The 26,527-nt window shown below is 71.4% G+C and carries 27 protein-coding genes and 1 pseudogene; 16 read left to right on the top strand and 12 right to left on the bottom strand.

Going from position 1 to position 26,527, the window contains the following annotated elements; all coding sequences use genetic code 11:
• The coding region (locus ACFP2V_RS36345) for a DUF6214 family protein (RefSeq protein ID WP_381220206.1) at positions 1–335 on the top strand (335 nt) is incomplete at its 5' end.
• On the opposite strand, the gene ACFP2V_RS36340 is transcribed toward ACFP2V_RS36345, so the two are convergent.
• Positions 327–995 (bottom strand): DUF305 domain-containing protein, encoded by a 669-nt coding sequence (locus ACFP2V_RS36340; protein ID WP_381220203.1) that lies wholly within the window; start codon positions 993–995, stop codon positions 327–329. The two genes, ACFP2V_RS36345 and ACFP2V_RS36340, sit on opposite strands and share 9 nt — an antisense overlap.
• A 209-nt stretch (positions 996–1,204) precedes the next feature.
• Here ACFP2V_RS36340 and ACFP2V_RS36335 point away from each other — a divergent pair, with 209 nt between their 5' ends.
• The gene (locus ACFP2V_RS36335) at positions 1,205–2,707 is read left to right on the top strand and encodes an LVIVD repeat-containing protein (protein ID WP_381220200.1); all 1,503 of its coding nucleotides are present in this window, start codon (positions 1,205–1,207) and stop codon (positions 2,705–2,707) included.
• On the opposite strand, the gene ACFP2V_RS36330 is transcribed toward ACFP2V_RS36335, so the two are convergent.
• The 4 genes from ACFP2V_RS36330 to ACFP2V_RS36315 form a co-directional block, all read right to left on the bottom strand.
• Positions 2,695–3,510 carry a TetR/AcrR family transcriptional regulator gene (locus ACFP2V_RS36330; protein WP_381220197.1) on the bottom strand — a complete coding sequence of 272 codons (816 nt, stop codon included), beginning with the start codon at positions 3,508–3,510 and terminating at the stop codon, positions 2,695–2,697. The genes ACFP2V_RS36335 and ACFP2V_RS36330 overlap by 13 nt on opposite strands.
• A gap of 200 nt (positions 3,511–3,710) precedes the next feature.
• On the bottom strand, positions 3,711–4,397 hold the full coding sequence (locus tag ACFP2V_RS36325) for a phosphatase PAP2 family protein (RefSeq protein ID WP_381220194.1): 687 nt from the start codon (positions 4,395–4,397) through the stop codon (positions 3,711–3,713).
• Between the two features lie 331 nt (positions 4,398–4,728).
• A complete protein-coding gene (locus ACFP2V_RS36320; RefSeq protein ID WP_381220191.1) occupies positions 4,729–5,664 on the bottom strand; it encodes a M56 family metallopeptidase in 936 nt (311 codons plus the stop codon).
• A gap of 101 nt (positions 5,665–5,765) precedes the next feature.
• Positions 5,766–6,335, bottom strand: coding sequence for a DUF5134 domain-containing protein (locus tag ACFP2V_RS36315; RefSeq protein ID WP_381220188.1), 570 nt, complete (start codon positions 6,333–6,335; stop codon positions 5,766–5,768).
• A 181-nt stretch (positions 6,336–6,516) separates the two neighbouring features.
• On the opposite strand from ACFP2V_RS36315, the gene ACFP2V_RS36310 reads away from it, so the two are divergent.
• Entirely contained in the window at positions 6,517–8,340 is a 1,824-nt protein-coding gene (locus ACFP2V_RS36310) for an FUSC family protein (RefSeq protein WP_381220185.1), read from the top strand.
• A complete protein-coding gene (locus ACFP2V_RS36305; protein WP_381220182.1) occupies positions 8,337–8,978 on the top strand; it encodes a MarR family winged helix-turn-helix transcriptional regulator in 642 nt (213 codons plus the stop codon). Before ACFP2V_RS36310 ends, ACFP2V_RS36305 begins: the two co-directional genes overlap by 4 nt.
• A gap of 35 nt (positions 8,979–9,013) precedes the next feature.
• On the opposite strand, the gene ACFP2V_RS36300 is transcribed toward ACFP2V_RS36305, so the two are convergent.
• The gene (locus ACFP2V_RS36300; protein ID WP_381220179.1) at positions 9,014–9,415 is read right to left on the bottom strand and encodes a VOC family protein; all 402 of its coding nucleotides are present in this window, start codon (positions 9,413–9,415) and stop codon (positions 9,014–9,016) included.
• A gap of 138 nt (positions 9,416–9,553) precedes the next feature.
• Between ACFP2V_RS36300 and ACFP2V_RS36295 the strand changes: the two genes are divergently transcribed.
• Positions 9,554–10,096: a GNAT family N-acetyltransferase gene (locus ACFP2V_RS36295; protein ID WP_381220175.1), complete on the top strand. Its 543-nt coding sequence runs from the start codon at positions 9,554–9,556 to the stop codon at positions 10,094–10,096.
• A gap of 61 nt (positions 10,097–10,157) precedes the next feature.
• Here ACFP2V_RS36295 and ACFP2V_RS36290 read toward each other — a convergent pair whose 3' ends face one another.
• Positions 10,158–10,841, bottom strand: a complete 684-nt coding sequence (locus ACFP2V_RS36290; protein WP_381220172.1) for a glycerophosphodiester phosphodiesterase — start codon at positions 10,839–10,841, stop codon at positions 10,158–10,160.
• A gap of 252 nt (positions 10,842–11,093) precedes the next feature.
• Here ACFP2V_RS36290 and ACFP2V_RS36285 point away from each other — a divergent pair, with 252 nt between their 5' ends.
• The 4 genes from ACFP2V_RS36285 (at position 11,094) to ACFP2V_RS36270 (ending at position 15,026) form a co-directional block, all read left to right on the top strand.
• Entirely contained in the window at positions 11,094–12,491 is a 1,398-nt protein-coding gene (locus ACFP2V_RS36285; RefSeq protein WP_381220169.1) for a DUF6421 family protein, read from the top strand.
• Between the two features lie 38 nt (positions 12,492–12,529).
• Positions 12,530–13,276 carry an SDR family NAD(P)-dependent oxidoreductase gene (locus ACFP2V_RS36280; protein WP_381220566.1) on the top strand — a complete coding sequence of 249 codons (747 nt, stop codon included), beginning with the start codon at positions 12,530–12,532 and terminating at the stop codon, positions 13,274–13,276.
• Positions 13,273–14,343 carry a threonine aldolase family protein gene (locus tag ACFP2V_RS36275; RefSeq protein ID WP_381220166.1) on the top strand — a complete coding sequence of 357 codons (1,071 nt, stop codon included), beginning with the start codon at positions 13,273–13,275 and terminating at the stop codon, positions 14,341–14,343. Before ACFP2V_RS36280 ends, ACFP2V_RS36275 begins: the two co-directional genes overlap by 4 nt.
• A gap of 92 nt (positions 14,344–14,435) precedes the next feature.
• Positions 14,436–15,026, top strand: a complete 591-nt coding sequence (locus ACFP2V_RS36270) for a transglutaminase-like domain-containing protein (RefSeq protein ID WP_381220163.1) — start codon at positions 14,436–14,438, stop codon at positions 15,024–15,026.
• A gap of 19 nt (positions 15,027–15,045) precedes the next feature.
• On the opposite strand, the gene ACFP2V_RS36265 is transcribed toward ACFP2V_RS36270, so the two are convergent.
• On the bottom strand, positions 15,046–15,774 hold the full coding sequence (locus ACFP2V_RS36265) for a lysophospholipid acyltransferase family protein (protein WP_381220160.1): 729 nt from the start codon (positions 15,772–15,774) through the stop codon (positions 15,046–15,048).
• A 189-nt stretch (positions 15,775–15,963) separates the two neighbouring features.
• Positions 15,964–16,381, bottom strand: a pseudogene (locus tag ACFP2V_RS36260) (DUF4395 domain-containing protein).
• A gap of 94 nt (positions 16,382–16,475) precedes the next feature.
• Here ACFP2V_RS36260 and ACFP2V_RS36255 point away from each other — a divergent pair.
• The 3 genes from ACFP2V_RS36255 (at position 16,476) to ACFP2V_RS36245 (ending at position 18,965) form a co-directional block, all read left to right on the top strand.
• Positions 16,476–16,868, top strand: a complete 393-nt coding sequence (locus ACFP2V_RS36255; protein ID WP_381220157.1) for a thioredoxin family protein — start codon at positions 16,476–16,478, stop codon at positions 16,866–16,868.
• Between the two features lie 281 nt (positions 16,869–17,149).
• Positions 17,150–17,938, top strand: coding sequence for an electron transfer flavoprotein subunit beta/FixA family protein (locus ACFP2V_RS36250; RefSeq protein WP_381220154.1), 789 nt, complete (start codon positions 17,150–17,152; stop codon positions 17,936–17,938).
• 64 nt (positions 17,939–18,002) lie between these two features.
• On the top strand, positions 18,003–18,965 hold the full coding sequence (locus tag ACFP2V_RS36245) for an electron transfer flavoprotein subunit alpha/FixB family protein (RefSeq protein ID WP_381220151.1): 963 nt from the start codon (positions 18,003–18,005) through the stop codon (positions 18,963–18,965).
• Positions 18,966–19,066: 101 nt separating this feature from the next.
• Here the strand turns inward: ACFP2V_RS36245 and ACFP2V_RS36240 are convergent, their stop codons facing one another.
• Positions 19,067–19,972, bottom strand: a complete 906-nt coding sequence (locus tag ACFP2V_RS36240) for an endonuclease/exonuclease/phosphatase family protein (protein WP_381220148.1) — start codon at positions 19,970–19,972, stop codon at positions 19,067–19,069.
• A gap of 295 nt (positions 19,973–20,267) precedes the next feature.
• Between ACFP2V_RS36240 and ACFP2V_RS36235 the strand changes: the two genes are divergently transcribed.
• Positions 20,268–21,572, top strand: a complete 1,305-nt coding sequence (locus tag ACFP2V_RS36235; protein ID WP_381220146.1) for a DUF6986 family protein — start codon at positions 20,268–20,270, stop codon at positions 21,570–21,572.
• Between the two features lie 350 nt (positions 21,573–21,922).
• On the opposite strand, the gene ACFP2V_RS36230 is transcribed toward ACFP2V_RS36235, so the two are convergent.
• Both ACFP2V_RS36230 and ACFP2V_RS36225 read right to left on the bottom strand, forming a co-directional pair.
• Positions 21,923–22,648 carry a hypothetical protein gene (locus ACFP2V_RS36230; protein ID WP_381220563.1) on the bottom strand — a complete coding sequence of 242 codons (726 nt, stop codon included), beginning with the start codon at positions 22,646–22,648 and terminating at the stop codon, positions 21,923–21,925.
• Positions 22,649–22,774: 126 nt separating this feature from the next.
• Positions 22,775–23,824: a LacI family DNA-binding transcriptional regulator gene (locus ACFP2V_RS36225; RefSeq protein WP_381220143.1), complete on the bottom strand. Its 1,050-nt coding sequence runs from the start codon at positions 23,822–23,824 to the stop codon at positions 22,775–22,777.
• A gap of 239 nt (positions 23,825–24,063) precedes the next feature.
• On the opposite strand from ACFP2V_RS36225, the gene ACFP2V_RS36220 reads away from it, so the two are divergent.
• From ACFP2V_RS36220 to ACFP2V_RS36210, 3 genes are all read left to right on the top strand, one after another.
• Positions 24,064–25,017 (top strand): ROK family protein, encoded by a 954-nt coding sequence (locus ACFP2V_RS36220; protein ID WP_381220141.1) that lies wholly within the window; start codon positions 24,064–24,066, stop codon positions 25,015–25,017.
• 89 nt (positions 25,018–25,106) lie between these two features.
• Positions 25,107–25,301, top strand: coding sequence for a hypothetical protein (locus ACFP2V_RS36215; RefSeq protein ID WP_381220138.1), 195 nt, complete (start codon positions 25,107–25,109; stop codon positions 25,299–25,301).
• A 146-nt stretch (positions 25,302–25,447) separates the two neighbouring features.
• Positions 25,448–26,488 (top strand): NUDIX hydrolase, encoded by a 1,041-nt coding sequence (locus tag ACFP2V_RS36210; RefSeq protein WP_381220136.1) that lies wholly within the window; start codon positions 25,448–25,450, stop codon positions 26,486–26,488.
• Positions 26,489–26,527: the final 39 nt, after the last annotated feature.

Below are 26,527 nucleotides of genomic sequence, written 5' to 3'. Positions count from 1 at the left end.
CGGCCGCCGGCGGCGAACCGGCCGCCGGCGGCGAACCGGCCGGCGAGGACGGGCCGGTGGCGGGCGGCGATCCGCCCGCCGAGGACGGCTCCGCCGTCGGAGCCCCGCCGCCCGGCGCGGGGGAACGCCGGCGCCGGGCGGTCCGGCCGCGGGAGCCCGTGGGGAGACGCCTCGTGGCGCGGGAGTACCGCGCGGCCCAGGAGGAGGGCACCGACCCGGTCCTCGCCGTGATGTGCGCGACCGGGTACAGCCGGCGCGGAGCGCTGAGGGTCATCGGACGGGCGCGTGACGCGGGCCTGCTGACTCCGCGTCACGTCCGGCGGGCGTCAGAGTAGGGAGCGCATCCGTGTGATCTCGCTCGTCTGCTGGGCGACCACGTCGTCGGCCATCTCCTCGACCTGAATGTTGTTGCCCTGCGCCTTCACCTCCGTGGCCATGGTGATCGCCCCCTCGTGATGGGTGATCATCAATGTGAGGAAGAGCTGGTCGAAGGCCTTTCCCTCGGCCGCGCGGAGATTCTTGAGCTGGCCCGGGGTCGCCATCCCGGGCATCGTCGCATGGTCGTGTCCGTGGTCGTGCCCGCCGGCCTTCCTGGACTTGCCGTGCGTCGTCAGCCAGCCCTCCATCATCTTGATCTCCGGCTGCTGGGACGCGGCGATCCGTTCGGCCAGCTTGACTATCTTTGTCGACTTGGCGCGGTCCGGGACGAGTTCGGTCATCTCCAGGGCCTGGGAGTGGTGCTCGATCATCATGCGGGAGTAGGAGACGTCCGCGGAGTTGGGGGAGTCGTCCTCGACGCGCTGCTCCGCAGCCTCCTCGGCCGACAGGGTCCGGTTCGGTCCTCCGGGCTCGCCCGGCGCGATCACCGAAGGGCCGTTCGCCGAGGCTGACCTGGCATCGTCCGTATCGGAGTCGCAGCCCGTGAGCCCGAGTACGGCCAGGGCGATCAGCCCGGTCGCGACGACGGACGCGCGTGACGCACGGCGGTGGAACACGGGACCTCCTGTGGCTGGGGGCGCCCCCCTCTGGGGGAAAGCGGCACGGCACCTCGTGAGTACTGACGACTGTCCTAGCACGCTTCCGCGCGGCAGTGATCAAAAAACTTCGTTGCGAGTGTGTTGCCCACTGTTGATATGCGCATGCCCAGGACCATACTGCCGGAGCAGAATCCGTTCCGAGCCGAACGGAACAAGGGAGGAAAGCAGTGATCCTGTTGAATGTTCCCCGAACCCGGCGCAGACGGCTGGGAGTTGCCGCAGCGGCCGGTGGGCTGCTCGCCGCGCTCCTGACCGCCGCGCCGGCTGCGGCGACCCCCGACCCCGGGGACGCGCCGCCCGCTTCGAAGGAGATATCGAAGAGCGCGCAGGCCGAGGCGCGCGAGGCCATCGCGCAGGGCGAGATACCCGCCCAGGACGAGGTCGTCCACTCCGACAACATCCGCCATGTCGCCCACGTCCCCAAGGACGCGCTGACCGGCTTCAATTCGGACCTGGCCTTCCAGGGTCGGTACGTCTTCGCCGGAAACTACGACGGCTTCACCGTCTACGACATCAGCAACCCGAAGTCGCCGAAGACGGTGTCCCAGGTGCTGTGTCCCGGCTCCCAGAACGACATCTCCGTCTCCGGTGATCTGCTGTTCCTCTCCACCGACTCCTCGCGCAGTGACAGCAGTTGCAACAGCACCACGCAGCCGGCGACCGAGAAGTCCTCGTGGGAGGGCATGAAGGTCTTCGACATCAGCGACAAGCGCAACCCGCGCTACGTCGCCGCCGTCGAGACCGCCTGCGGCTCGCACACCCACACGCTGGTGCCCGAGGGCAAGAACGTCTACGTCTACGTCTCCTCGTACTCGCCGAACGCCGCCTACCCCGACTGCCAGCCGCCGCACGACGGCATCTCCGTCATCAAGGTGCCGCGCAAGGCCCCGCACAAGGCGGCCGTGGTCGGATTCCCGGTGCTGTTCCCCGGGGAGGGCCCCGACGGCGGCGGCAACCCGGGCGGGCCCACCAACCCGGGTGTCTCCAAGACCACGGGCTGCCACGACATCACCGTGCTGCCCTCCAAGGACCTGGCCGCCGGTGCCTGCATGGGCGACGGCATCCTGTTCTCCATCAAGGACCCCGAGCGTCCCAAGGTGATCGAACGGGTGCAGGACAACGTCAACTTCGCCTTCTGGCACTCCGCGACCTTCAACCAGAAGGCCAACAAGGTCGTGTTCACCGACGAGCTGGGCGGCGGCGGCGCCGCCACCTGCAACGCGGAGGTCGGACCGGACCGCGGCGCGAACGGCATCTACGACGTCGTCGGCAAGGGCGACAAGAGCAGGCTCGTCTTCCGCAGCTACTACAAGATCCCGCGTCACCAGGCCGACACCGAGAACTGCGTCGCCCACAACGGCTCGCTGATCCCGGTCAAGGGCAAGGACCTCATGGTCCAGGCCTGGTACCAGGGCGGGGTCTCCGTCTGGGACTTCACCAACTCCTCGAAGCCGAAGGAGATCGCCTACTTCGAGCGGGGTCCGCTGAGCACCGACCAGCTCGTCACGGGCGGTTCGTGGTCGGCGTACTACTACAACGGCTACATCTACTCGAACGACATCGCCAAGGGCTTCGACGTTTTGAAGATCGACGACCGGCGCACGGACCCGGCCCGCGGAGTCCATCTGCGTGAGCTCAACGTGCAGACGCAGCCGGACTACTTCGACTGAGCGTCCGGCTCGGGCCGACGGGCGGGCGCCGAAGACTCCGGCGCCGCCCCGGTCGCGAAGAACCGCGACACATCCGTCCGGTCCGGCGCGTCCGTGCCGCCCGTACCTTCCGAGCCGGCCGTTTTGCTCGAGTGGTTCGTTCCGTCCGTCCGTTCCGTGTCGCCGGAAGGGGCCGACGGACCGGTCGCTCCCGTCCCGCCGGGCACCGCGGTGCCCGGCGGGACACCCAGTCCCCGGTCGAGCCGGTACCGCTTGAACAGCTCCTCGCGCAGCATCGCGACGGGCATCGGCGCACCCGGCATCAGAGCCGAGTACACGGCGCCCATCAGCAGGGCGCGCAGCATCGGATAGTCGCTGTCGACCTGCGTCGAGCCGTACCGGGCGACGGTGTCGCTCAGCAGTTCCGCCAGACGCCGCTGCTCGGGGCAGGGCAGGAAACCCTCGGCCTGCAGCAGCCCGGCCATGTGCTGGCGCATCAGTACGGGCTGGTCCCGGGCCAGGCCCAGGATCGCGTCGATGGCCCGCGCCATCCGCTCCCGCCCGTCGTCGGTCCGCGGTTCGCGCTCCAGCGCCTCGTCGAGCGTCCGGTGCATCAGGCGGTGCACGGCGGACTGCACCAGCTGGCGTTTCCCCGGGAAGTAGTACGACACCAGGCCCCGCGCGGAACCCGCGCGGTCGGCGATGTCGCCGAGCGTCGTCGCCTCGTAGCCGCGCTCGCTCACCAGCTCGACGGCGGCCTGGAGAAGCCGCTCCTTCGAACGCCTTCGCAACTCTTCATTGACCGAGGCGCTGCGCGGGGACATGCTGGACTCCTGCGTTGACTGGTTGGCAGCCAACTATACTCAGCGCGTTCGGTGGGGCCCCTCGTGGGTCACTCCGGGCTGTCGTCCTCCTTGGGCGACGCGGGGGATCGCCCAAGGAGAGCGGCATCGGGGAGGCGGGGGTCCGCTCGACCGGGACGCCGGGACGCCGGAGCAGCGGAGACCGGGAACTCTTGTGTCGCTTACGGATGCTGACGCAGATGGACCCGTACCGCCACGGCCACGACCACGATGCCGAGGAGCCAGCCGCCGAGTACGTCCGTGGGCCAGTGGACGCCGAGCCAGACGCGGGTGAGGCCGACGCCGGTGACCGAGAGCGCCGCCAGGGCGACGGCCCAGCCCCATACGGCCCGGCCCACTCCATGTTGGTGCAGCAGCCAGAGCAGGAGACCGCAGGTGACGGTGGCGGTCATGGCGTGACCCGAAGGAAAGGCCGCGTAGTGGGCCGAGTCCACCGGGTCCGTCCACACGGGGCGGGCCCGGCCCACCGCCGCCTTCAGGACCTGCTGCACCATCGTCGCCACGGCGCACGTCACCACCAGCCACACCGCGGTCCACCGGGCCGCGTACCGGTACCACAGCAGCAGTGCGACCGCTCCGCACAGCAAGCGCATGGTCCACGGGTCCCAGACCCAGTCCGTCAGGACGCGGGCCGTCTGCGTCAGTCCAGGCTCGTCGACCGCCCAGTGGTGGAAGGTCGAGGCGATGTCGCGGTCCAGGCCGATCAGCGGGGGCCACTGCGCGACGACCAGGATCAGCAGCACGACCGAGCACACGGCCGGTACACCGAGGAGAACCGCGGACGGGCGGTGCTCCGGTGGACGGGGCGGTGGCTCGAGGCCGACGGGAGGGGTGCGGGGGGAGGGCATACAGCGATCCTCGCCGACCCTTGGGGCTCGAAGCCAGTCCCCTTGCCCGCCGTCAGCCTTGTGAGCCCGTAGGCCCCCTCTTCCCTCACCCCGGCGCCCTGCGCACCCGAGGCCCCGCTGCGGCCCCGGGCGCGCCCCGGGGGCTGCCGTTCGGGTCGGGCCGGATCAGGGAGCGGGGTCCGGCGTTGGGGGCACCGCCCACGCCTTTCAGGCAGTGGGGGAGCCTTGCAAGGCGGAGGAGGGGGTTCGGGGAAGGAGCCCTGGGGCCGACGACGACGCGGCGAGGCGCGGTGCCGGGCCCGCGAGCCCGGCCTGATCCGCACGAGAGGCCCTAGCCAAGCGCACGCAGCCCCGGTACGAACGCCACCAGTACCGGGATCACGGGCACCAGCGACGCCATGGCCGTCAGCCGCAGCCGGTGCCACGCAGGCAGCCGGTTCGGGGGAGTCAGCAGCCGGTGCACCCGGGCCGGGACCTGGCCCTGCGGGGACGGACAGGGGCCGAACACCCCGCGGTGCTCGTTGAGCTCGACCAGCGCCAGGGCAGTGGTCAGCCGGCCGAAGCGGCGGGAGGCCGTGTCGTCGGCGGCGAGTTCGACCAGCCGGTGCATCTCGTCGCGGAATGCGGCGAACACCGGTACCTGCGGAAAGCCGTCGGCGAGCGCCGAGGAGCAGTGCTGCAGCCAATCGTGCCGGGCCTGCGCGTGTCCCCGTTCGTGTGCGAGGACGGCGTCCAGCCGGCGGCCCTTCAGCCGGCGCAGCGCGGCCGTGGTGACGACCAGCCGGGGCGGGGTACCGGGCAGCCACCATGCGTCGGGGCGTTCGCCCTCCAGAACCACCAGCCGGCCGGCGCCGGGCTCTTCGCCGGGCAGCAGCGGCGCCCGCACCAGAAGCTCGGCCCGGCGGGCCCGCCGCCGGGCACGAGCCCGTACGACCTCGCGGACCAGCATCGCCGCGGTCCACAGCCCACCGCACGCCAGCGCGACCGCGGTGGTCGCCGCCAGGGACCCGGCCGTGCCCAGGGCGTAGGCCTTCACGACGCCACGCGGTGCCGTCGCGAACACGGGGCGGCCGACCGCGTCCGAGGCGGCCGCCGCGCTGAACGTCATCGACAGGGCACAGCACAGCAGCACCGCCGCGACCACGCACTGCCACACCCACAGCGCCACCACCGGCTCACGGTCCGTCCAGTCGGCCCGCGCCAGCAACCGGGGGCCGGTGACGGCGATCAGGACGCCGAGCAGCAACAGTGCCGCGGGGAGCATCATGCGTTCAGCCTATGAGTGCGCACCACGCCCGGGTACGGCTCACCGGGGCAAAGTGACGCAGGCAACGGTCCCGCCCGTCGGCCCGCCGCCACCTGCCCGCCTCACATGGTCAAGAGCATCACCACCATCGCGATGCCCATGGACAGTCGGCACGCCCGCGCCAGCTCCGGCCGGTCACCCCAGCCCGAGGCCCCGCCGGCGCCTGGTGCCGGGTTTCCCGCCACAGCGGTCACCGGCACCAGTCGTACGCCTGTGACCAGTACGTATCCGGTGAAGTAGAGCAGTAGGACGCCGGTCAGCAGGGGTATGCCCGAGCTCCCGTGCGGGTGCCCCTGCCCCGGTCCGGGGGAGACGGCCATCGCCACCGCCATGTAGACCATGGCCCCGGCACCCAGTGGGTGGTGCAGATGGCGGGCGCCCGAGCGGGCCGCCCACAGGGCGTGCAGCCCCGCCGCGCCGAACACCACCGCGTAGACGGGCCACGCCCATGAGGGCGGTGTGAAGACCGCCGCCGGTACGGCCATCGCCGCCATGCCGAAGCCCATCAGCGCCTCGCCGCCCGCGGTACGGCGCTGCTCCTCGACGCTGCTGCGCATCCGCAGCAGGCAGTAGATGCCGGTCGCCGCGCAGAGCGCGACCAGCAGCCAGCCGGACGACGCCGGTCCGTGCACGCGAACCTCCCCCCTGGGGCCGCCCCCGCCGCACGGGCGGTCCCGCTCCACGGTCGGTCAAGGCATGCCCGCACTCGAAGGCGTGCACGCGAGCGCACAGGGGTACACGGGGGGCATCCGGGGGAGCACCGCAGGTCATGGAGATGTTTTACGAGTAAAAGAACTGGTAGTCTCGTACCTCATGAGCAGTGCGACCCCCCGTCCCACCCCCAAGGCAGAGCCGACGCCGAAGCGCCGGCGGTTCCCGCTGATCGACGTACTGCGCGTCGGGCGGCCCTCCAACATCTGGTTCAAACCCGCCTTCAGCGTCGTGGTCGCGGTCGCACCGCCCAGTCTGATCCTGGTCGCCCTCGGCCGGCTCGACCTCGCGGTCTACACCATGGCCGGTTCCCTGTGCGCCCTCTACGCCCACAATCGTCCGTACGCCGCCCGCGCCAAGGCGCTCACGGGAGTGGTGCTCGGCATGGTCGGGGGACTCGCCGTTGCCCTGGTCGCCGCCTCGCTCACCGGCAACGCCGTGATCCTGGTCACCATCGGTGCCCTGCTGGCCGCCGTGCAGAAGGTGCTGTGCGACGTCACGCGCATCGGCCCGCCCGGCAACGTGATCCTCACCTTCGTCAGCTCCGCCTCGCTGTTCGTCCCCCAGACCCTCGGACAGGTCCCCGGCCATATCGCACTGGCCGCGGTGGCAGGGGTCTGGGCCTGGCTGGTCGGCATGGCGCCCGCACTGGTCCGGCCGCACGGCCCCGAGCGCCGCGCCGCCGCAGACGCCCTGAACGCCACCGCCGCGTACGTCGACACCGGCGGCACCGGCGACGGCCACGCGCGGGCCCGGGCCTCCGCCTACGCCGCCGTGCAGGCCGCCTGGCAGTGTCTGCTCCTCACCGGGCCGCGCTCCGTCGCCACCCGCCGGGCCCTCGAACGGCTGGTCATCCGCGCCGAGATCGCGCTCGCCGCGCCGGCCGACGCCGACCCCGCGCGGCTGCGCGCCCAGGCCCGCGAGCTGCGCAGCACGGGCCGTATCCCGGGCGCCGACGATCCCCGCTCGGGGGCCGACGAACTCCTCGGTGTGACTGCAGAGCGCGCCATCCCCCCTCGCTCGCTGTGGTCCCGGCTGGGACCGCTCACGCCCATCGCGGTACGCACCGCCCTCGGCTGCGGCCTCGCCGGATACGCCTCCCTGGCCCTCGGCGTCGGGCGGCCCTACTGGGCCCTGACCACAGCCGCCGCGCTCTACCAGGCCAACATCACCCTCACCTGGAGCAGGACCGTGCAGCGGGTCGTCGGCAACCTCATCGGCGTGCTGCTCTTCGCGGCCGTCGCCCCGATCGCCAACCTCGGACCGTTCGCCCTCGTCCTGTGCTGCCTCCTCTTCAACTTCGGTGCCGAGGCGCTCATCGGCCGCAACTACTGGCTCGGCAGCGTCTGTGTGACCCCGCTGGCCCTGCTCGTCACCGAGTTCCCCGGCTACCAGGCGACCGGCTCCCTGGTCACCGGCCGTGTGGTGGACACCCTCGTCGGCGCACTGGTCGGCTTCGCCGCCGCCCTGGCCGTCACCAACCGGCGGGCGGGCAACCGCGTCGCGACGGCGCTCACCACGGCGGGCCTCCGGGGCGAACACGCGGCCCGGCTCCTGGCCGACCCGCAGGCCGACCCCACCGCCCTGGAGACCGCCCGGCGCGGCCTGGCCGCCGCCCTCGTCGACCTGCGGGCCACCGCCGACGCGGCCGCGGGTGAATGGTGGCTTCGCACGCTGCCGCAGGAGGGGGTCGTACTCGCCGAGCAGGCGGGACACCGTACGCTCGCGGCGATGGTACGACGCCAGGGCCTGGCGGCCGGCTCCGGCGAGGAGACGAACCAGGGCGCGGGCACAGGCACGAGCCCGGGCACAGGTTCAGGCATGAGTCCGGGTGCCGGCCCGAAGCCGGACACCGGCCCGAGGACCGGCATCGGCAAGGGCACGAACGAGGACACGGGCGACGACACGGAGGACGCACGGCCATGAGGGCGACCGAACGACCCCCGGCCGACGGAGGACACCCCGCCGAAGGGGCCCACCGGGTCGACGGGGGACCCCCGGCGGACGAGGCTCTCCCGGCAGGCGCGAGAGTCCCCGCCGGCGAAGGCACACCGGTGTCCGGCCAGGACACCGTCGCAGAGGTGGTCCGGCAGTGGCGGGCGGTGTACCCCGGCCTCGACACCGGGCCCATGGAGATCATCGGACGCGTCAACCGCTGCGCCGCCCTGCTCCAGCAGGCCGAGGACGCCCCGCTCAGCCGGGCCGGACTGACCCGCCCCGAGTTCGACCTGCTCGGCGCGCTGCGCCGCACCGGTCGCGAACTGACCCCGGGCGAACTGGCGCGCGAGACCTTCTCCTCGGGCGCCGCCGTCACCAAGCGCCTCAAACGGCTCTCCGCGCACGGCCTGGTGGAGCGCCGCGGCGACCCCCGCGACCGCCGAGTGGCCAGGGTCCGCCTGACCGACGCAGGGCGGGACGCGGTCGACGGGGTCATGCCCGTGCAGCTTGCCTACGAGGGCGCCGTGCTGTCCGGCCTGGACGGACCGGCGCTCGGCGAGCTGGCCTCGCTGCTCGCCGAGCTGCTGGGCCGGCTGGAAGGACGCTTGGGAGCCCCGCGGACGTGACGAACCCCGGCCGTCGGGATCGCCCGTACCCGGTCTCAGACCCCCGGCCGGTACCGCAGCGGATGATCGGCCGGGATCTCCACGAGGACGATCGGTGTGCCGTCCGGGTCGGCGGTCCACATCTCGATCAGGCCCCACGGCTCCTTCACCGGCGGCCGGACGATCTCGACGCCCTTGTCCTTCAGCTCCTCGTGGGCTGCCGTCACGTCCGCCACCTGGAGCCACAGCCTCACCGCGGGGTCCGCCGTGCCCGCCGGGGCGTCGGACCGGCCGGACAGCTCCAGGAAACCGCCGCCGAGGAAGTAGACCGTGCCGCGCTCCGGACCGGTGGCGAACTCGCGGTACACCGCGAGGCCCAACTGCTCGCCGTAGAAGACGCGGGAGCGCTCGGGATCGGTGGGACGGAGGAGGATCCGGCTGCCCAGTACATGCACCATGCGGCCGAGCGTAGCGGCCGGGATAACCTCGTCCGTGGCCGAGCCACGCCGACCACCGGTACAGCCGATGCATTGGCGGACTGCGGACTGCGGACGACCTGAGCGAAGAACTTGAGCGAAGAAGCGGAGAAGTGCCCCATGGAATCCGTCACCGAGAGCGCACTCACTTTTCGTGACGCCACCGACGCCGATGTGGACGACCTCGTCGCGCTGATCGAGTCGGCGTACCGGGGTGACTCCAGCCGGGCCGGGTGGACGACCGAGGCCGACCTCCTCCAGGGGCAGCGGACCGACCCGGAAGGCGTGCGGGAGGTCGTCAAGTCGCCGGACAGCCGGCTGCTGACGGTGGAGCGCGAGGGCCGGATCGTCGCCTGCTGTCAGCTCGAGCACCGCGGTGACCACGCCTACTTCGGCATGTTCGCGGTCAGCCCCGGGCTCCAGGGTGCCGGGCTCGGAAAGACGATCATCGATCACGCCGAGCGGCAGGTGCGGGACACCTGGGGCGCGCGCGAGATGCACATGACCGTGATCACGATGCGCGAGGACCTGATCGCCTGGTACGAGCGGCGCGGTTACCGCCGTACGGGCAGGACGACTCCCTTCCCGTACGGCGACGAGCGGTTCGGCATTCCGCTCCGCGCCGACCTGCAGTTCGAGCTGCTGGTCAAGGAACTGTCCTGACGGCCGAACGCGCGGTACCGGCCGCCGCTGGGCGTGGTCCTGGGCGGAGTCGGCCCGACCGTCACGCGGTGAAGCGGCCGGTGCGTTTGATCTCCGGGTAGTCGGTGGTCGCGCCGTCGAGCCCGAGGGCCCGGACCAGTCTGAGGTGGTCCTGCGTGTTCACCACCCAGCCGATGATCCTCAGGTCCGCCTTGCGGGCCTGCTCGACGATCTCCAGGGTGAGGCGACGGATGTTCAGGCAGACGGTCGACGCGCCGACGCCGACCGCCCGCTCCACCACGTCCGGGCTGTAGCGGCTCGCGACGAGGGCGGTGCGTACCCCGGGCGCCAGACGGGCGATCTCGGCGATCGCGTCGTCGTGGAACGAGGACACTTCGACCCGGCCCGCCAGGTTCCGCCGGTTCATCACCTCGGCCAGGGCCCTGGCCGCCTGCGCGTCCTTGATCTCGGCCTGCAACGGCACGTGGACGGCGTCCAGCACCTCCTCGAAGACGGGGACGTGCTCGCCGCGTCCGGCGTCCAGGGCGCGCAGTTCGGCGACGGTCCGGTCGGCGATCGGGCCTGTGCCGTCCGTCGTGCGGTCCAGGTCCGTGTCGTGCATGACGACGAGCGCGCCGTCCTTGCTCAGATGCAGATCGAGTTCGATGACGTCGAGACCGGCCTCCTGGGCGGCGACGAAGGACCGGAGGGTGTTCTCGGGCTCGACACCCATGATTCCGCGGTGACCGATGGTGAGGAAGTTCAAGATGCGACTCGCTTCCGTCGACGGCGACGCGGGACCGCGTCCCTGCGGCCCTCCTGGACCGTATCGCCTGTGCCCGCCCCGTCCAGATGCTGAACATCGAAGTCGAAGAGTGTCACCCAGTCGCGTGACGGGCAGGAAAAAGTGCGGTGAAGGCCGGGGTGGCACAGGATAATTTGCGGAGGTGTCCCTTGCTGGGAGAAACCTCGTATGTATACGGTCGGCGTACGCAGTTTCTTCGCTGGAGGATGGGATATGACGGAAATTCTTGTGCAGGTGGGTACGGAAGGGCACGTTCCTTCGGCGGCCAGGGTGGTCGAGCACCCGGCGTGGCCCGCGCTCAAGGATGCCGTGGAGCGGATCAGGCCCTGGCAGGCGAAGGACGGATCGATCGACTTCGATGCCGAGGGAGCCCCGGCCCGCGCCGAGGCCGGGCTCGAGGTGCGCCGGGTGGTCGACGCGCTCGACGAGCTGTCCCCGTTGCTCCCGCACGACCGCGCCTATCACGAGGCCCTGGCGAAGGACCTGACCCGCTGGGCCGAGGGCGGCTTCGAGGTACCCGACTTCCTGGACTCGCTGCTTGCCTTCCACCCGGCCGCGCACCGCGAGGACGGCCTCCAGCACCTGGTCGTCTTCCCGATGTACACGCAGAACGGCAACCCGGACCGCAACCTCGAGGCGGTCGTGCTGCGCATGGTCTGGCCCGACTGGCTGGCCGAGCTGGAGCGCACCCGCTACGACAACCCGCTGTTCTGCGGCATCTCGTTCGAGGACTTCACCGCGGGCTACGACACCAACTCCGCGGTGCTCTTCCCCGAGACCATCGCCGTGCGCGAGGCCCCCGAGCGGTTCACCTGGGGCGGCATCTTCTGCGACCGCGAGGCCGCCCGCTTCCGCAGGGTGTCCGCCGCCGCCGTCGACCTCCTGGGCCTGGAGCTGCCCGACGACGTCGCCGCGCTGGTGCACGACCAGAAGCGCTGCGAAGAGGCGTTCGTCCTGTGGGACATGGTGCACGACCGCACCCACAGCCACGGCGACCTGCCCTTCGACCCGTTCATGATCAAGCAGCGCCAGCCGTTCTGGATGTACGGCCTGGAGGAGCTGCGCTGCGACCTCACCGCTTTCAAGGAGGCCGTGAAGCTCGCCGGCGAGGGCGTCCCGCAGGCACGTGACGTGCAGATCGCGGTGCTGTTCGACCGCATGTTCCGCTTCCCGGTCACCGGCGAGCGGGTCCGCAACTACGACGGCCTCGGCGGCCAGCTGCTCTTCGCCTACCTGCACAAGCACGACGTCGTCCGCTGGACCGACAACAAGCTCACCATCGACTGGGACCGTGCCCCGCAGGTCACCAACCAGCTGTGCGCCGAGATCGAGACGCTGTATCGCGACGGCATCGACCGCCCCAAGCTCGTCCACTGGTTCGCCGGGTACGAGCTGGTCTCCCGCTATCTCTCCCCGCACCCGGGATCCAAGTGGGCCAAGGGCCCCGACGCCCTGGACCTGACGCAGCCGCCGCGCAAACTCGTTGATGACGTGCTTCCGGACGAGTTTCCGCTGAGCATGTTCTATGAGGCACTGTCCAAGAAGCTGAAGAACGTGATCGCCTCGACCCGAGGCATCACGGCGGACAACGCCGAGCGGATCGCCGCATGAGCGATCCGGCCCGCAGTACTGCTCAGGAGGCGAGGACCATGGGGAACGGGGCGCTCGACGGCGCGGTGATCGCGGTGGCCGGCGCGGGGGGACCCGCGGGACGGGCGACACTGCTCAGGCTGGCCGAGGCGGGGGCGACCGTCGTCGGCTCCGACAACGACCCGGAGCGGCTGGCGGAGGCCGTGGACGCGGCGCGCTACGCGCACGGCGGCTCCACCGTCACCGGTGACACGGTCGACCTGCTCGACCTGGACTCCACCCGCGAGTGGGCCGCGCGTACCGAGAAGGAGTTCGGCCGGGTCGACGGCCTGGTCCATCTCGTCGGCGGCTGGCGCGGCAGCGAGACCTTCACCAAGACCAGCCTGGACGACTGGGACCTGCTGGAGCTGCTGCTGGTGCGCACCGTGCTGCACACCTCCCTCGCCTTCCACGAGGGGCTGCAGCGCAGCGACCGCGGCCGGTATGTCCTGATCAGCGCGGCCGGCGCCAGCAAGCCCACCGCGGGCAACGCCGCCTACGCCGCCGCCAAGGCCGCCGCCGAGGCGTGGACGCTGGCCATGGGCGACTACTTCCGCAAGGCGGGGGGCGAACAGGGGCCGACATCGGCGGCTGTGATCCTGGTGGTGAAGGCGTTGGTGCACGACGCGATGCGCGCAGACCGCCCCAACGCGAAGTTCGCGGGCTTCACGGACGTCAAGGATCTCGCCGAGGCGATCGCCGGCGTCTGGGACAAGCCCGCCGCGGAGTTGAACGGAAACCGTCTGTGGCTGACCGAGAAGCCGTGAACCCACCCCGGACCGACGCGCGCCGCCATCACGACCCGGACGTCCGCGGTTTCGCCAGCGACAACTACGCCGGGGCCCACCCGGAAGTGCTCGCCGCCCTGGCCCTGGCCAACGGCGGGCACCAGGTCGCGTACGGCGAGGACGCGTACACGGAGAACCTCCAGCAGGTGATCCGAAGCCACTTCGGCCCCACCGCCGAGGCTTTCCCGGTCTTCAACGGCACCGGCGCCAACGTCGTCGCGCTCCAAGCGGTCACCGACCGCTGGGGCGCCGTGATCTGCGCCGAGAGCGCGCACATCAACGTCGACGAGGGCGGGGCGCCGGAGCGCGTCGGCGGGATCAAGCTCCTCACGGTGCCCACCCCGGACGGCAAACTCACCCCCGAGCTGATCGACCGGCAGGCGTACGGCTGGGAGGACGAGCACCGCGCGATGCCGCAAGTGGTGTCCGTCGCCCAGGCCACCGAGCTGGGCACGGTGTACACCCCGGACGAGATGCGCGCCCTGTGCGAGCACGCGCACTCCCACGGCATGAAGGTGCACGTGGACGGCTCCCGGCTGGCCAACGCCGCCGCCACCCTGGACGTGCCGATGCGCACCTTCACCAACGCGGCCGGTGTCGACCTGCTCTCCCTGGGCGGTACCAAGAACGGTGCCCTGTTCGGCGAGGCGGTCGTGGTGCTGAACCAGGACGCCGTCAGCCACATGAAGCACCTGCGCAAGCTGTCCATGCAGCTCGCGTCCAAGATGCGCTTCGTCTCGGTGCAGCTGGAAGCCCTGCTCGCGCGGGACCTGTGGCTGCGCAACGCCCGGCACGCCAACGAGATGGCCCAGCGTCTCGCCGAGGGCGTGCGCGCCGTGCACGGGGTGGAGATCCTCCACCCGGTCCAGGCCAACGCCGTCTTCGCCCGCCTGCCGCATGCCGTGACCGAGCGCCTGCAGAAGCGCTTCCGCTTCTACTTCTGGGACGAGGTCGCGGGCGACGTCCGCTGGATGTGCGCCTTCGACACCACCGAGGACGACGTGGACACGTTCGTGGCGGCCCTCAAAGAGGAGATGGCCCGCTAGCGTCCGTCGCACAGACGAAAAGCCTGCATAGGTATGCATCTGATCGAAAATGCATTGAACTTCGATTGGGTGCATACCTATGCTCCGGAGGCATGCAGACCATCCAGGAAACCTCGGATCTCTCCGCCTATCTGGCCGCCGATGGGGTGATCGACCACCACCATGGCCTGGTCCGTGAGACTGCCGCCAGGCTCGCGGCCGGAGTGGCCGACTCGTATGAGTATGCGAAGGTGGCCTTCGAGTTCGTGCGCGACACCATCCCGCACTCGCAGGACTTCGACGATCCCCGCGTCGCCTGGCGGGCCTCCGACGTCCTGGAGCAGCGCACCGGGATCTGCTACGCCAAGGCCCACGCGCCGGCCGCGCTGCTGCGGGCCGAGGACATTCCGACCGCGCTGTGCTACCAGAACCTCGGGGTGGTGCACGGTCTGGTCGCCGTGCGGTTCGGCGGTGCCTGGCACCGGCAGGACCCCCGGGGCAACAAGCCGGGGGTCGACGCCCGTTTCTCCCTGGACGGGGAGCGACTGGCCTTCACGCCCGATCCGGTCGCCGGTGAGAGGGACTACCCGCTCCTGTACGCCGCACCGCATCCCGTCGTGCTGAACGTGCTCAAGGCCGCGCGGGACCGCCCGCACCTGTGGCGGACGCTTCCCGCCGGGCTGCCGGAGCACGCCGGATCATGACGCGCACGCCGGCGGCGGCTCAGCGCGCCTCGGCCTCGCGGACCTGCTCCGGGGTCGGCGCCGTGCCGCCGAGGTGGGCCGGCATCCACCAGGTGTCGTCCGGGCCCTTGGGGCGCACCGGGTAGGCGCGCTGCGCGGCCTCCAGCAGTTCCTGCACCCGTCCCCGGAGCTGCCGGGTGATCACGCCCGCGTACTTGTCCTTGGACGCCTCGACCGCCTCGCCGACGCGCATGGTGATCGGGGTGTGGCTGCGCTTGAAGTTACGGGGGTGTCCCTTGGTCCACAGCCGCTGGGTGCCCCACACCGCCATCGGGATCAGCGGTACGCCCGCCTCCTGCGCCATGCGCGCGGCACCCGACTTGAAGCTCTTCAGCGTGAAGGACTGGGAGATCGTCGCCTCCGGGAAGACACCCACGATCTCGCCCGACCGCAGCGAGGCGAGCGCGTGCGCGTACGCCGCGTCGCCCTGCTCGCGGTCCACGGGGATGTGCCTCATTCCGCGCATCAGCGGACCCGAGATCTTGTGCCGGAACACGGCGTCCTTCGCCATGAAGCGCACGAGCCGCTTCTGCGGCAGCGCCGCGAGGCCGTTGAAGACGAAGTCCAGGTAGCTGATGTGGTTGCTCACCAATACGGCGCCGCCCGTACGCGGGATGTTCTCCGAACCCCGGCAGTCGATCTTGAGGTCCCACGCCTTGAACAGAGTCTGGGCGAAACCGATCACGGGACGGTAGACGAGTTCTGCCATGGGTGCGGTGGAACCCTTCCTGCTCTGCCTGGGAAGGGGGACTCCCAGTCGAAGTTACGCAGCCGTAGGTTTACGGCTTGTCGCTGATGGTGCCCCAAGAACGACCGGCGGACCAGCCCTGACGTCTGCCTGAGGCGAGATTCTTGTCACGTCCACTCCCCTGATCCACCTCGGGCTTTTGCGTCGCCATTACCCCGCGCCCACCGTCATCCGCCACAGGGGCAGGTGCATCTCGCACCCCAGGCAGTGACCGAAGACGGCGTTGAGGGAGGCCGCCGCGAGCGCGGCGCCGGTCATGGCGAGGCCCAGTCGGTCGGGCCCGAGGGAGAAGCCGAGGAGCCCGACGACGGCGAAGACCAGTCCCACCGCCTGCGCGAACCGCGATGGTTCGGGAGCATCGAAGTCCGTCGCCGGTCCGATCCGGGGCCGCAGGACACGCCGGAACAACCAGCCGTACGGCGAGCGGCCGACCCCGCCCGCCGTGCCGCAGGCGAACGCCGGCGTCTGTCGGGCCGGCAGCCACACGCCTTCGGTGACCAGCACGACGGCCGGCACCACGGTCGTCACGGCGGCCCCGCAACGGGGCCCCTCTCACGTCGACATCCATGGATGAAGCACTCCGCACGGGAAACCTCTGCGGGTGCCGGGAATCTTTACGGTCTCGTGAACGCTTCGACGGATGATGACCGGACCCATGGCGTGTGCCGGTGCTCGCGGCGGCGAGCGCCTTCGGAGTGCTGCAGCGGCGGCGGAGCAGGAGAGTACGGGTGCGAGGGCGGGATGACGGCAAGCGGCTGAGGGCGGCGGAACTCGGTGCGGACCTCGGTGAACGAGCCACCCTCGTCCAGTTCTCCAGCGCGTTCTGTGCGCCCTGCCGGGCGACCCGAAGGGTGCTCGGCGAGGTGGCCGGCCTGGTTCCCGGCGTGACCCATGTGGAGATCGACGCCGAGGCCCACCTGGATCTCGTGCGTCGGCTGGACATCCTCAAGACCCCCACCGTGCTGGTCCTCGACGCCGACGGCAGCGTCGTCCGGCGTGCCACCGGCCAGCCGCGCAAGGTCGATGTGATCGCCGCACTCGGCGAGGCCGTATGACGGAGTGGGCCGCCCTCCCCTCCTTCACCACCAGGGATGTTTCCACGCCCTGCGTGACCGGCCCCGGGACGACTGCCGCTGCGTGCCGGTCGAGTTCCGGTTACGCTGCGTTGCGAAGGTCACAGTTCAAAGCGCTTGCTCAGTGGGAACGAACTGGTTGTACTGGCGAGTAATATTTCGCTCGGAAATGCGGATAGCCCCGATCGGGAACGGCCGTTTGAGGCGCCTATGCTGCCTGAAGGCAGGCAGCCAGAAATGACGATTGCAGTAGGAGAGCCGGCGTGAGCTTGAGGATCGTTGTCACCGTGAAGTACGTGCCCGACGCCACCGGCGACCGGCACTTCGCCGATGACCTGACCGTCGACCGCGACGATGTGGACGGTCTGCTCTCCGAGCTGGACGAGTACGCGGTCGAGCAGGCGCTGCAGATCTCGGAGAACTCCGACGACGACGTGGAGATCACCGTGCTGACGGTGGGCCCGGAGGACGCCAAGGACGCGCTGCGCAAGGCGCTGTCCATGGGCGCGGACAAGGCGATCCACGTCGAGGACGACGACCTGCACGGCACCGACGCCATCGGCACCTCCCTGGTGCTGGCCAGGGCGATCGAGAAGGCCGGCTACGACCTGGTCGTCTCCGGCATGGCCTCCACCGACGGCGTGATGGGTGTGGTACCGGCGCTGCTCGCGGAGCGCCTGGGCGTGCCGCAGGTGACGCTGCTGTCCGAGGTCTCGGTCCAGGACGGCACGGTGTCGGGCCGCCGGGACGGCGACGCCGCCTCCGAGCAGCTCGAGGCGTCCCTGCCGGCGGTGGTGTCGGTCACCGACCAGTCGGGTGAGGCGCGCTACCCCTCCTTCAAGGGCATCATGGCGGCGAAGAAGAAGCCGGTTGCCTCCTGGGACCTGTCCGACCTCGACCTCGAGGCCGACGAGGTCGGCCTGCAGGGCGCCTACACCGCGGTCGAGTCGGCGGCCGAGCGCCCGGCGCGCAGCGCGGGCACGATCGTCAAGGACGAGGGCGAGGGCGGCAAGCAGCTCGCCGCCTTCCTCGCGAGCCAGAAGTTCATCTGAGCCAAGAGGCTTGAGCTCGCTTCCCGCCCCCTTCACACTTCGCAAGCAGGAGAGAAGAAGTCCCATGGCTGAAGTTCTCGTCTACGTCGACCACGCGGACGGCGCGGTCCGCAAGCCCACCCTGGAGCTGCTGACGCTGGCCCGCCGGATCGGCGAGCCGGTCGCCGTCGCGCTGGGCGCCGGCGCCGCCGACACCGCCGCCGTGCTGGCCGAGCACGGCGCGGCGCGGGTCCTGACCCACGAGGCCGCCGAGTACGCCGACTACCTGGTGGTGCCGAAGGTGGACGCCCTGCAGGCCGCCCACGAGGCCGTCTCCCCGGCCGCCGTGCTGGTCCCCTCCTCCGCCGAGGGCAGGGAGATCGCCGCCCGCCTCGCGCTGCGCCTGGGCTCCGGCATCATCACCGACGCCGTCGACCTCGAGGCCGGCGAGGAGGGCCCGGTCGCCGTCCAGTCGGTGTTCGCCGCCGCCTACACCACCCGCTCCCGTGTCTCCAGGGGCACCCCGGTCATCACGGTCAAGCCGAACTCGGCCGCCGTCGAGGCCGCCCCGGCCGCCGGCGCGGTCGAGGCCCTGAACGTGTCCTTCTCGGAGAAGGCCACCGGCACGAAGATCACCGGCCGCACGCCGCGCGAGTCGACCGGCCGCCCCGAGCTGACCGAGGCCGCGATCGTGGTCTCCGGTGGCCGCGGTGTCAACGGCGCGGAGAACTTCGCGGTGATCGAGGCGCTCGCCGACTCCCTCGGCGCGGCCGTGGGTGCCTCGCGTGCCGCGGTCGACGCGGGCTGGTACCCGCACACCAACCAGGTCGGCCAGACCGGCAAGTCCGTCTCGCCGCAGCTGTACATCGCCTCCGGCATCTCCGGGGCGATCCAGCACCGGGCGGGCATGCAGACCTCGAAGACGATCGTAGCGGTCAACAAGGACGCCGAGGCCCCGATCTTCGACCTGGTCGACTACGGCGTGGTCGGCGACCTGTTCGACGTGGTCCCGCAGCTCACCGAGGAGATCAACACCCGCAAGGGCTGATCCCTTCCCGGCCGTACAAGGCCACCGGGGCCCCTACGACCGCGTCCGACGCGGCCGTAGGGGCCCCGGCCCGTTCGGGCGCGGGGTCCCGGCCGGTTCGTCTATCCCCAAGTGAGCGACGCCTGCACCGGCAGATGGTCGCTCGGGAACCGGCCGTCCTGCGCGAAGGTGTTGACCGACGCCCGGTGCACCATGACGCCGGGCGTGGTCAGGACCCAGTCGATACGGGCACCGCCCGGCACCAGCGGCCCGTACCCGTGGAACGTCCCGTACGCCTCGCCCCGCTCGGCCGCCGCGTCCCAGGTGTCGACGAGACCGGCGCCCAGCACCGTGTCGTACACCGGGTTCCCGTGGGCGGCGACGTTGAAGTCCCCCGTCACGATCACGGGCAGGGAGCGGGCCAGTCCGGTGACGCGCTCGGCGACCAGGGTGGCGGCCCGCTCGCGCGCGTACTGGCTCGCGTTGTCCAGGTGGGTGTTGAGCACGTAGAACTCCCGGCCACCGGCGCGCAGATCGCGGAAGCGGACCCAGGTGACCATGCGGATGTGGGCGTTGCCCCAGGTGTTCGAGGCGATCAGGTACGGCGTGTCGGAGAGCCAGAAGTGGTCGTACTCCAGGGGGCCGAGCCGGCGGGTGTCATAGAGGATCCCCATGAACTCGTCGCGGCTGCCGCCCGCCCGGCCGGCGCCGATCCAGTCGTAGGACGGCCCCAGGTCCGCCTCGATGTCGCGCAGCTGCTGGTGGAGGCCCTCCTGGGTGCCGATGACGTGCGGCTGCTCGCGGCGCAGCAGCCGGCGCATCACGGGCCTGCGGGCGGCCCAGCTGTGGGGCTCCGCCGTACTGGCGAAGCGCAGGTTGAACGACATGACCTCGAGCGGCCCGCCCAGGCGTTCCTGGGCCGAGGCGGGCTCGGAAGGCAGTGCTGTACTGGAGAGCGGAAGGGCGACGGAGGCGGCGAGCGCGGTCTTCAGTCCCAGGCGGCGCGTGACTCGGCTGCGGTTCGGCACAGGAGCTCCTTCGCTGGTGCTGCGCGGCGGTATCCGGGCGAGCCGGGCGTACGTCGGTGTGCGGGGGCGCGGGGTGGTGCGGTGCCGGGCGATGCGTGGTTCCGTGCCAGACGGTGCCAGATGGACGTGAAGATGCCGAGAGGGCGGAGGGGATCGGGATGCGAGAGGGGGATGAGGCGGTGTTGACCGGCGCGAAGGCCGCCCGATAGCTTCATTCAACAGATTGTTGATTTCGCGTCGCGGGAAGTGCGGGGGCGGGCGTGCCCCGGGGGCATGAAGGATCTGGAGGGCGCGGATGAGCCAGGGCCGGAAGGAGCAGGTGGCCACGAGTATCGCGGGTGCCGTCGGCGCGGAGATCAGCGCCTTCCTGGCGCCGGTCGACGCCGAGCTGGAGCACCGCTACCCCGGAGACCCCGGCACCCGTCAGCCCGTCCACACCGTCTACGTCCCCGGCGACGTCTTCACCGCCGATACCCTCCGCTCCTGGGGCGATCAGGCCCTGGCCGCTCTCGACGAACACGCTCCGGACGCCGCCTCGTTCGCCGCCGCCGTCGGGATGGACCCCGCTCTGGCCGAGGCGGTGTACGGCCGCGTCCGCGCCAAGCTGGAGCGCGAACCCGTGGAAGACCTGCGCGTCGACTTCGAGGACGGCTACGGCAGCCGCCCCGACGCCGAGGAGGACGCGACCGCCGCCCGCGCCGCGCGGCTGATCGCCCAGTCGCACCGGGACGGCACGGCGGCCCCGTACACGGGCATCCGGATGAAGTGCATGGAGGCCGCGGTGCGCGACCGGGGCATCCGCACCCTCGACATCTTCCTCACCGGCCTGGCCGAGGCCGGCCCGCTGCCCGGAGGGCTGGTGCTGACGCTGCCCAAGGTCACCTCTCCCGAGCAGGTCACCGCCATGGTGCGCCTTCTGGAGGCCTTCGAGAGGGCACGCGGGCTGGAACCCGGCCGACTCGGCTTCGAGATCCAGATCGAGACCAGCCAGGCCATTCTCGCCGCCGACGGCACCGCCACCGTCGCCCGGATGATCCAGGCCGCCGAAGGGCGTGCCACCGGGCTGCACTACGGCACCTTCGACTACAGCGCCTGCCTCGGAATCTCCGCCGCCCACCAGTCCAGCGACCACCCTGCCGCCGACCACGCCAAGGCCGTCATGCAGGTCGCCGCCGCGGGCACCGGCGTACGCGTCTCGGACGGCTCCACCAACGTCCTGCCCGTCGGCCCGACCGCACAGGTCCACGCCGCCTGGCGGCTGCACCACGGCCTCACCCGCCGGGCCCTGGCCCGCGCCTACTACCAGGGTTGGGACATGCACCCCGGGCATCTGCCCACCCGCTACGCGGCCGTCTTCGCCTTCTACCGCGAGAGCTTCGAACAGGCCGCCGCCCGGCTCGCCCGGTACACCGCCCGGACCGCCGGCGACGTCATGGACGAGCCCGCCACCGCCAGGGCCCTCGCCGGCCACCTGCTGCGCGGCCTGGACTGCGGCGCCCTGGACCACGCCGAGGTGGCGCGGGCGACCGGTCTCACCCGCACCGACCTGGAGGGCCTCGCGTCCCCGCGCCGCGGTGGCCCGACGACCTCCGCACCGTAGCGGCCACCTCCGCGGAACAGTCGTGCGGGAGTCGCCTTCCGCGATGCTCCATGGTGACCGACGCGTTCGCGTCGTCCAGGGGCTTTCGTTCGGGTCGGGCCGGATCGGGGAGCGGGGTCCGGTGCCGGGGCACCGCCCACGCCTTTTCAGGCAGTGGGGGAGCCTCGCAGGGCGGAGGAGGGAGCCGGTCGGGGTCTCCCCTGCTCATGGGGCCCCGCTCGAGCGGGGCCGAGAGCGGGGGCAGAAGCCGAGAGCTCGGGGAAGGAGCCCCGGGGACCGGCGACGACGCGGCGAGGCACGGCACCGGACCTCGCGAGCCCGCGAGCCCGGCCTGATCCAGACGAGAGGCCCTAGGTGAGGGGCGGCGGCAACGACAGGCCGGTGCCCGGACTTCCCGTCCACCGGGACCGTACGTACCGCTCCAGACCCGACGCCGTCACCAGACGCTCCTCGGCGAACACCCGGGTGCCCCGCGCGCTGAATTGGTCGGCTGAGACGCCGAACAGTTCCCGCAATGTCCTTGAACGCAGCAGGAGTTCGGTGAGCAGCGGACGCTGGCCGGGGTGGCCGCGTGGGGCCCGGGTGCCGTCGTGGAGGACGCCGTGCCGGTTGACGTACGCGTGGGTGCCCGGGAGCGCGGTACCGTCGGGGAGTTCGACGCGGACATCGGGTGAGGGCAGCCAGACGCGGTCGTAGTTGCCGTTCGGCAGGGGGACGCCCTCGCTCGAGTCGATCACCGCGAGCTGCTCGGCGTCGAGCCAGATGACGAACAATTCCCGTACCGTTCCCGGGGCGTCGACCGGTGACGCGGACACATATCCCATGCGGCTCACATGCGCCGAGACACCCACGTCGACGCCGGTCACCCGGGCCCGCACCATGGGGATGGGTGAGGAGATCCCGAACTCGTCCATCTTGTACCGCAGTTGGCCGGGGGAAGCATTGGACCCGACGGTCAGGACGGGAACCCGGTCCTCGCGGACCAGGCGGTCCAGCGGCAGCAGCTGGTCCAGCGGCAGCAGCCGGTCCCCGTCCAGCAGCCCCGACTCCCGCGGCCACGCACCCGGGTACCGCAACGGATGCTCGCGCGGCGCCTCGGCCAGGCCCAGCGCCCACAGGGTACGGGCCGCGTCCTCCGTGTGGTGTGCGCGGTCACGTGCGTGGTGTGCGCCGTCCGTTCGGATTTTCGCGGACACGGGTGCTCAGTCCGCCGGGGGCAGCTCGCCCGAGCCGCGCGTGATCAGCCTGGTCGGCAGCTCGATCCGCTCGGGGGTGAGCAGGGTGCCGTCCAGCTGGCGAAAGAGGCGTTCGGCGGCGGTCCGGCCGAGGGCCGCGGAGTCCTGGGCGACGACCGTGAGCCCCGGCCGGAGCAGATCGGCGAGCTCGATGTCGTCGAAGCCGACGAGCGCGACAGGGCGGGACCGCTCGCTCAGGACCCGGATCACGGTGACCGTCACCCGGTTGTTGCCCGTGAAGACGGCCGTGACCGGATCCGGGCGGGACAGCATCTCCTCGGTGGCCCGGCGCACCCGCTCGGGGTCGGTGACCCCCAGGGACATCCAGGCGTCCTCCACCGGTATGCCCGCGTCCTCCATGGCGGCGCGGTAGCCGCGCAGCCGCTCGGACGCGGTGTGGATGCCGGGCATGTCACCGATGAAACCGATCCTGCGGTGCCCGTGGGCGACGAGATGGGCCACGCCGTCACGGGCGCCGCCGTAGTTGTCCGACACGACGACGTCGGCGTCTATCCTGCCTGCCGGCCGGTCCACGAAGACCGTGGCGACGCCCGCCTTGAGCTCCGGCTCGAGATACCGGTGGTCGTCACCGGCCGGAATCACCACCAGGCCGTCCACCCGGCGGGCGCACAGTGCCAGCACCAGCTCCTGCTCGCGGTCGGCGTCCTCCGCGCTGGAACCGTTGATCAGCAGCGCGCCGTGTGCGCGGGCGACCTCCTCGACCGCCCGGCTCAGCGGACCGTAGAACGGATCCGCGAGATCCTCCAGCACCAGGCCCACGCTGGAGGTACGGCCCTTGCGCAGCACCCGCGCGCTGTCGTTGCGGCGGAAGCCGAGGGCCTCGATGGACTCCTGTACCCGGCGCTCCGTCTCCGGCGTGACCCCGGGTTCGCCGTTGACCACCCGCGAGACCGTCTTCAGACCGACTCCGGCACGGGCCGCCACATCCTTCATGGTGGGGCGGTTGCCATAACGGGCCCCTGGGAGGCGGTGGGTGCGGCGGGGCGTCTCCGGCACGGTGAGGTGTCCTGTCCTGTCGACCACGGGCTGCGTGGAACCATGGGGGTTGTATGAGGATGTGGCGTCGAGCATAGAGCCTGGACAACGTTGTCAGGCTCAGGGACACTGTCCACCGCACACCCCGGCCCGCGAGTGATCGTGACACCGGGGTGCGGCTCGCCCCCATGTGCCGGCGCATGGCCGCATAGGGGCTGTTTCAGCGCCTTTCGCATGGTTGACGGGGAGAACCGACACTGATGCACACCGACCTCGTGGCAGCGCTCGACATCGGCGGCACCAAGATCGCCGGTGCGCTGGTGGACGGGCAGGGCCGCATACTGGTCCGTGCCCAGCGGCCGACGCCCGCCAAGGAGGACGGCGACACCGTGATGCGGGCGGTCGAGGCGGTGCTGGGCGAGCTCACCGCGTCCCCGCTGTGGGGGCACGCGAGCGCTGTCGGCATCGGCAGCGCGGGCCCCGTGGACGCCTCCACCGGCACGGTGAGCCCGGTGAACGTGCCCGGCTGGCGTGATTACCCGCTGGTCGCCGGGGTTCGGGCGGCGACCGGTGGACTGCCCGTGGAACTGATCGGCGACGGTGTGGCGATCACAGCGGCCGAACACTGGCAGGGCGCCGCCCGCGGCCACGACAACGCGCTGTGCATGGTCGTCTCGACCGGGGTCGGCGGCGGACTCGTGCTGGGCGGCCGACTGCATCCCGGGCCGACCGGCAACACGGGGCACATCGGCCACATCAGCGTGGATCTCGACGGCGACCCGTGCCCGTGCGGCTCGCGCGGCTGTGTGGAGCGCATCGCGAGCGGGCCCAACATCGCCCGCCGGGCCCTGGCGAACGGCTGGCTCCCCGGCCCGGACGGCGACACCTCCGCCGCCGCGGTGGCCACCGCCGCCCGCGCCGGGGACCCGGCGGCCGCGGCATCGTTCGCACGGGCCGCGCGGGCGCTGGCCGCCGGAATCGCGGCCACCGCGACGCTCGTCGAGATCGACATCGCCGTGGTCGGCGGGGGAGTGGGCAAGGCGGGCGAAGTCCTCTTCGCCCCCCTGCGCCAGGCCCTGGCCGAGTACGCGACGCTGTCGTTCGTCCAGCGTCTCGTGGTGACACCGGCGCGGATGGGCACCGACGCCGGGCTGGTGGGCGCCGCGGCGGCTGCCCTGACGCGACGGACGGACCCGGCGGCGGCGGGAGTCTGACCGTGCCGGGGCACGGGTGCCCGCAGGAGCGTTCACGCGTCGTACGTGTCCTGCGTGACCCCGGGGCGGCTTCGGCCGTTGAGCCCGGCATGAAGAAGCGCAGCATGCTTGCCATCGCCTCCCTGGCCACCGGTTTCGTCGTCGCGGCCCTCACTCCGTCGCACGCGCACAGTGAGGGCTTCGACGGCCTCCCCGGCGGCGACGCACTCAGCACCCTCGACCACACCGTCACCGACGACGGCCCGGTCGGCGCGGCCGACGGCGACCGGGAGGCCAAGGGCTGACGGGCCCACCGCACCCCCCCATGGCGTCGGTGCCTCCTCCCGAAAGGGGCACCGGCGCCGTTGGTGTGCGTTCTCAACTGGGGCTGGTTTCCGTGGCAGGGTGGAGCGGGCAAGCCACAGGGGGCCCAACAGAAGAGGGGGGAACCGTGATCGTCTGGATCAACGGTGCGTTCGGTGCGGGGAAGACCACGACCGCACGGGAACTGATCGAACTGATCCCGAACAGCGCGCTCTTCGACCCCGAGGTCATCGGCGGGGCGCTCAGCCATCTGCTTCCGCCCAAACGCCTGGCCGAGGTCGGCGACTTCCAGGACCTTCCCATCTGGCGCCGGCTCGTCATCGACACGGCGGCGGCGATGCTCGCCGAACTCGGCGGGACCCTGGTCGTTCCCATGACCCTGCTGAGACAGGACTACCGCGACGAGATCTTCGGTGGTCTCGCGGCCCGCCGTATTCCGGTCCGGCATGTCCTCCTCGCTCCGGCGGAAACGATCCTGCGTGAGCGAATAGCGGACCGAGAGGTTCCGCCGGACCTCCCGGACGGCGAGATACGGATCCGGCAGTGGTCCTACGACCACATCGAGCCGTACAAAACCGCCCTGGCCTCCTGGCTCACCGCCGACGCCTATCCGGTCGGCACCGGCCCGCTGAGCCCGTACGACACCGCCGTCCGGATCGCCGAGGCGGTCGGCAGTGGGGAGGCACCCGCCTGCGACATCGTGCAGACGCCCGAGCCGACCGCCGAGACCGTCGCCGCCGGTGTCCTCCTCTTCGACGAGTGCGACAGAGTGCTGCTCGTCGATCCGACCTACAAGCCGGGCTGGGAGTTCCCCGGCGGGGTCGTCGAACCCGGTGAGGCGCCCGCGCGCGCGGGCATGCGCGAAGTCGCCGAGGAGACCGGCATTTGCCTCGACGACGTGCCTGCCCTGCTCGTCGTCGACTGGGAACCGCCCGCGCCGCCCGCCTACGGCGGCCTGCGCCTGCTCTTCGACGGCGGCCGTCTCCACGCCGCCGATGCCGCGCGGCTGCTGCTGCCCGGCCCGGAACTCCGCGACTGGCGCTTCGTCTCCGAAACGGAGGCCGCCGACATGCTGCCGCCGGTGCGCTACGAACGGCTCCGCCGCGCCCTGCGGGCACGGGAACGAGGGAAGGCGATGTATCTGGAAGCGGGGGTGCCGGTCGGCTGACGTCCGGAACCCGGCCGCGGACCCCGCGCGACCTGGGGG

The organism is Streptomyces incanus, from assembly GCF_042656345.1.
GTDB classification, from domain to species: domain Bacteria; phylum Actinomycetota; class Actinomycetes; order Streptomycetales; family Streptomycetaceae; genus Streptomyces; species Streptomyces incanus.
The sequence above is the reverse complement of the archived record's forward strand: the minus strand, read 5'-3'. Positions and strand labels throughout refer to the sequence as shown.